Genomic DNA, 5,096 nt, shown 5'->3' with positions numbered 1-5,096 from the left:
AGGCGGAGGCGCCGATCACCAGCACGCCGCGATAGATGTTACCGATATTCGAGCCGCTGACGAGCTGCACGAGCTCGCCGAGGGCGCCGGGATGGCCGACATATTTGACCCATTGCTCGCCAAGCCAGGAACCGGCGACGGGGATCGTCGTCAGCCAGGCGGGGACTGGCGCGCCGTTCTCGTTGGTCGCGACCGCCCAGACGAGCCAGTCACGCACCTCGTCCACCGCATAGACCGCAGCGAGCGAGATCGGCACGACGATGAAGGCGACCACCGAGACGAGGGCAATGGTTGCGGCAAGGGTGCGATTGCCGTTCACAGCCTGGAGCAGCCGGCGATAGACGGGCCAGCTCGCAAAGCCGATGACGACGGCCGCGAGCACCGGCACCACGAAACCGTGGAAGAAATATACGCCGGCGAGCAGCACCAGGACGAGCAGCCAGCGGGCGGCCGAGATCGGCACGACGAGGGCAGAGCGCGAGTGGGCCGCCTGCCCGAAGAGCCGCGGCTCCACGGGAGCGTTTTCTCGTTCACGATTGCCCAATTGCACCTGTAGCCCTCCGAAAGAAGCCGTCACTTGGGGATGTGTGCCCCGCCAATACAACAGAAAACAACCGACCGGAACCAGCGAGTGCACCACGCAGGGCAAGTGGCAACAATGCGGTTCCGCGCTCTGCAACTCACCCCCTGATCGCCTCGGCAGTTCCCACGAAGCAATTCTGCACGTCTTCAGCGGTTCTTTCGCCAAAAGGCCACAGACCACACACGAACGCCCCCTCCTCCATCCTGGAGCGAGTGAAGTAAGAACCGCGAGGGAGTGCGGTGGCTGCCTCAGCGGCACGAGGAGGACGAAACGACGATCGGTGAAGACGTCAAGGGACCTGGAGGGTTCTTGTTAGAAAAAGGCGGAAATGGGTCTGATCTTCCCGAAACACACCTAAAAACGACCGAGATTTCCGCCGCTGCATGCCTCCGATATCAAGTGGCACACCACACTAGGGCTTAAAACCCAATGAAAACAGACAGTAGACGACGAGTCATGTTTGCCCTATCGATTGGATATGAGATCGAGCCTAGAACATCTGCCGGAGAAGAAGCAGCGTGAGCTTGCCCGCGTCGTCGAGATTATCCACGAGGAGTTTGCCGATGCCCTTGAGGGAAGCTCCGCGGGCTTCAAAAAGCGCGGGCGGATCCAAAAAATCATCCTGTTCGGCTCCTATGCCCGCGGCACCTGGGTGGACGAGCCACACACGATGAAGGGCTACCGTTCTGACTATGACATTCTCGTCATCGTCAACACGAAGAAGCTCGCCGCAGCGGAATATTGGGACAAAGCGACCGATCGCTTGTTATGGGACAAGGATGTGAGGACGCCGGTCGGGCTGATTGTCCATGGCGCCCGCGAGGTGAACAATTTCCTGGCCGATGGGCAGTATTTTTTTGTCGACATTCTGCGCGAGGGCATCGTGCTGTACGAGCTCGACGACCGACCGCTGGCTGAGCCGAAGCGGCTTAGCCCAATGGAGCGCTATCAAGCGGCAGCTAAACACTATTCCACGATGCTGCCGGCGTCGGAGCGCCTGCTGGAGACAGCGCGCTTCCACCTCAAAAAAATGCAGGAAGATCCGGAATGGGGAAAGGATGCAGCATTCACATTGCACCAAGCCATCGAGCGATTATACTCGGCGCTGCTCCTCACCCTCACTAACTACAGCCCGCCTTCCCATAACCTGAAGTTTCTTCGCGGTCTTGCGGAGGATCAAGACCGCCGGCTCGTTGAGGCTTGGCCGAGGGCTCAGCACCGCTTCGCGGCCTGGTACAACATCCTCAATGAGGCCTATGTGAAGGCCCGCTACTCCAAGCACTTCGAGATCACCGAGGAAGCGCTCTCCTGGCTTCTGGAGCGGTCCGAAGATCTTCGCCGTCTCGTTGAGGCGACCTGCAAGGAACGGGTGGCCGAGTTGGCGCAGCTGAGCGGCGCCAACTAACGTTCTTCGTTCATAGCTTGGACCTCCCGCGCGATGCCGGCGGCAGAACCGCCACCGAGCGTGGCAAGGCGGGATTGGTCGTGTTGTCTCCTTTGTGTAGGAGAAGCCCCGCCGGGTCTCAATTCGGTGCGATTCTGTCTGCTAATCAGGCGCCTTTAGCGCCGCCTTTCACCGTCTCGCCTAAGGGCTGATAGAGCGACAGCTCCCAATCATCTGGATATCCCCGGCGATAGACTTCCAGCAGCCTCTTAGCCTCTTCCTCCCCCTCTTCGTCGGCGAATTCCAGTCCAGAGAGAGGCAGCCGTGTCTCTCCCGTCTTCGGATTGCGCGCAAAGATTATGATCCTGCAAGTGCTCATTGAGTAATCCTCATCCTGGCCGTAAGTAGCAAACGGATGCAGTAGCATCACTCTTCACTTCGGCTCAAGCCGAGCCTAGGCCATACAGTGGGAGACGTAAAAAAACTATTGGAAATCAATTGCACCCCATGTATCGATTTTCGCACTTCAACCTGGGAGGGGATATTGTTCGAACGAGGTTTTGAGGCGCTGTCAGCAGGCGCAACGCATCTGCACCGGAAGAGCATTATCGTCGCTTCCGAAAAGGAAGCTCTTGTTACCATCAAAAACGCTCTTGATTTGCTCGAACGTAATGTGGTTACGCCGGCGGTAGACGAAGTTCGAAAGCACTGTTCTTACCTTGCAGAAAAAGCCGGCCTTTCTCTTTCTGACCTTCTGGAGGCCGATACACTCGAGGTGCATCCGCAGATTTTTGCCGACACGTTGCACAACATCTCAGTAGAGCTGAACTCAGTGGAGTTGCACAGCATCGACGAACAAAAGGACATTGTAGAACGGACCATCGAAGCGTCAGGCGCCGAGCTGGAGGGCTGGTGCACACCAGAAAAAGCCCACACCATGGCCGAGCATATTCGCCGAGAAAAGCCAGGGATTTGTGTGGAAATTGGAGTTTATGGCGGACGATCATTATTCCCCTGCGCCGCAGCTCTCAAGGAGAATGGGCACGGCAAGATCTATGGAATTGAGAGTTGGAGCGCAGAGACTGCCGTCGAAAACGCGACGAGTGCAGTGAACGACGCATGGTGGGCCAGCGTCGATTTCCCGCGGATCAAAAAAGGAGTTTACACCTTCGCCGCCCGCCACGACCTGACCAGCCAAGTTTGTATCATAGAGGCGTCATCCACTAAAGTAAGCCACCTCTTCGACACTATCGATTTTCTTCACATCGACGGGAGCCACTCGATCATCAATGCAGCAACGGACGTAATCCAATATGCGACAAAGGTGTGTAGCGGCGGGATTATCGTCATGGACGACATCGAATGGCCGTCAACAGCCCCTGCCTACCAGATCCTCCTTTCGTTCTGTGATCTGTTGCAGGTCTTAAAAAATGACCAGGGTATTCCCAGCGTGGCTTTCCTCCGCAAGAGGTAAGGCCGGAGGCGCGGATTCTTTGCCGCGCGCCATTCTTATCACAGCGGAAATGTGTGAAGCTGTGAAAGCATTGCCTCCCGGTGAAGCTATTATAGGCATCGAGATCGATTTCACCGGTAGGATAGCGCGCGAACTAACCGATATACGTTCCTCAACCGCGACCGAAAAGAGGATAGAGTCAGCCGGTATAGCCGTGCCGACGTTTACCCCTCGTAATCATTCGGTGAAGACCGCGTAGCCGTTGTTGTCAGTTGTCAGTCGATCAGCAGTAACTTCTTTATCTCTGGCGCACAGGAGAATGCATTCTCCGCAAGAAGTACACTAAAGCCATCGCGACGAGCGTTCCAAATCCTACGAGCGGCCAAAGAACGGCAAATGCGATCTCGTCGCCGCTGTTTTCGTAAGGCATGCCTTCGAGAACCTCACAGGCGCTGGAGTTATGGACCAAAATTTCGAATGAGAGCTTGGCTGCGAACGCAGCTTGCCAAAGCATAAGGAGGAAAGCGGGGACGCAGACAATTGCCGTCCCCCTAGGATATCTGGTCTGCGACAGCGCAATCACGGCAAGAAGAAAGAGAGGAATAGATATCAGCACGCCCCAAAGGCGATCTGCGTCGCCTTGTGTACACGTTCCTACAACACGTGCGAGGATAGTGTTCAGCAGTCCGAGATAAAACGCCAGAGCTGATATAATAGCCCAAATCATATACTCTGCCTTGTAGCGGTAGCGAGGCGATTTCAATAGTTGCCCGGCCTGCTGAAAAGAAGCAACGCTGCCACCATCTCGGCATCATTGTCTTTGCGGCGGCTCGCCATTCACCTCAACACGCTGAACATATTTATGATTGGGCAACGGTGAAGGCACGCGTCTCGCAAATGCCTCACGAGCCATTTGAACCGCGATGCGGTAGGTTTTTGGGATCAAATGACGACTCGCTCACAAACACATTCGTGAGTTTTCCGGTCGGGCCTGTCTCTAAATCAACGACTACGGTTTTCGAGCAACCGGAGACAGCAAGCATTAAGGCAATGAGTATATATTTTGTCTTCATGGTGCCCCTTCTTTGGGAAGGGGCCATAGCCGAGTCGCAGGGTCTTCGCAGCCTGTTGTTGGCTCCAAACGAACATGACCACGCTACCGCGTAGGTGGCGGTCATGGTGTGTTCTTCAGGCTGGCGAGCTACCAAGCTGCTTCAGCGGGTGGAAGGGCAACGGCGCACTACCCTCGTTACCTTCGCGGCTAAACAACGGGAGTTGCATGACGCTCCAGGTTCCGGAATCGCCTGACGAGATCATGGAAATGCTTTGGGAAGAGTGACGCACATCACCAGCTCTCGTTGCCCAGAACTTGGTTGCAGGCCCCGGGAATCGAAACCTTTGCCGTCCTCATGATGCAGGCGACCTCGTGCTCCTGTTCGGAAACCAGCCCGCGCGGTCGCGGCCTTTCTTCTTCGGATCGTCTGCCATGCTTTCCTCCATGATCAAACATCAAGGATAGGAGCCGATCACTTGCGACGAGGGCCGGAACCTCAGGCCGCGTGAGGTCTTGACCAGATCAAGGGAGGCAGAACATGGCCCACAAAGAAAAGATGAGACTACTGCGAGTGCGCCCCTCCTACACCGACCGTAACCGCCCGGTTGTTACCGCGGAGATT

Annotated in this window: 4 protein-coding genes and 1 pseudogene; 2 read left to right on the top strand and 3 right to left on the bottom strand. The window is 56.3% G+C overall.

Annotation, left to right across the window (positions count from 1 at the left end; translation table 11 throughout):
- Window positions 1–550: AI-2E family transporter (locus AYK65_RS24150; protein WP_139793341.1), on the bottom strand; the 550-nt coding region annotated here is incomplete at its 3' end.
- A 511-nt stretch (window positions 551–1,061) separates the two neighbouring features.
- Between AYK65_RS24150 and AYK65_RS24145 the strand changes: the two genes are divergently transcribed.
- Complete coding sequence (locus AYK65_RS24145; protein WP_081161653.1) at window positions 1,062–1,988, top strand: nucleotidyltransferase and HEPN domain-containing protein; 927 nt, start codon at window positions 1,062–1,064, stop codon at window positions 1,986–1,988.
- A 145-nt stretch (window positions 1,989–2,133) separates the two neighbouring features.
- On the opposite strand, the gene AYK65_RS24140 is transcribed toward AYK65_RS24145, so the two are convergent.
- The gene (locus AYK65_RS24140) at window positions 2,134–2,346 is read right to left on the bottom strand and encodes a hypothetical protein (protein ID WP_139793332.1); all 213 of its coding nucleotides are present in this window, start codon (window positions 2,344–2,346) and stop codon (window positions 2,134–2,136) included.
- A gap of 165 nt (window positions 2,347–2,511) precedes the next feature.
- Between AYK65_RS24140 and AYK65_RS24130 the strand changes: the two genes are divergently transcribed.
- Entirely contained in the window at window positions 2,512–3,441 is a 930-nt protein-coding gene (locus AYK65_RS24130; RefSeq protein ID WP_139793331.1) for a class I SAM-dependent methyltransferase, read from the top strand.
- Between the two features lie 1,369 nt (window positions 3,442–4,810).
- On the opposite strand, the pseudogene AYK65_RS33290 reads toward AYK65_RS24130, so the two are convergent.
- Window positions 4,811–4,908, bottom strand: a pseudogene (locus tag AYK65_RS33290) (DUF3606 domain-containing protein); the annotation flags it as partial.
- Window positions 4,909–5,096: the final 188 nt, after the last annotated feature.

Source organism: Ensifer aridi (assembly GCF_002078505.1).
Taxonomy (GTDB): domain Bacteria; phylum Pseudomonadota; class Alphaproteobacteria; order Rhizobiales; family Rhizobiaceae; genus Sinorhizobium; species Sinorhizobium aridi.
The sequence above is the reverse complement of the archived record's forward strand: the minus strand, read 5'-3'. Positions and strand labels throughout refer to the sequence as shown.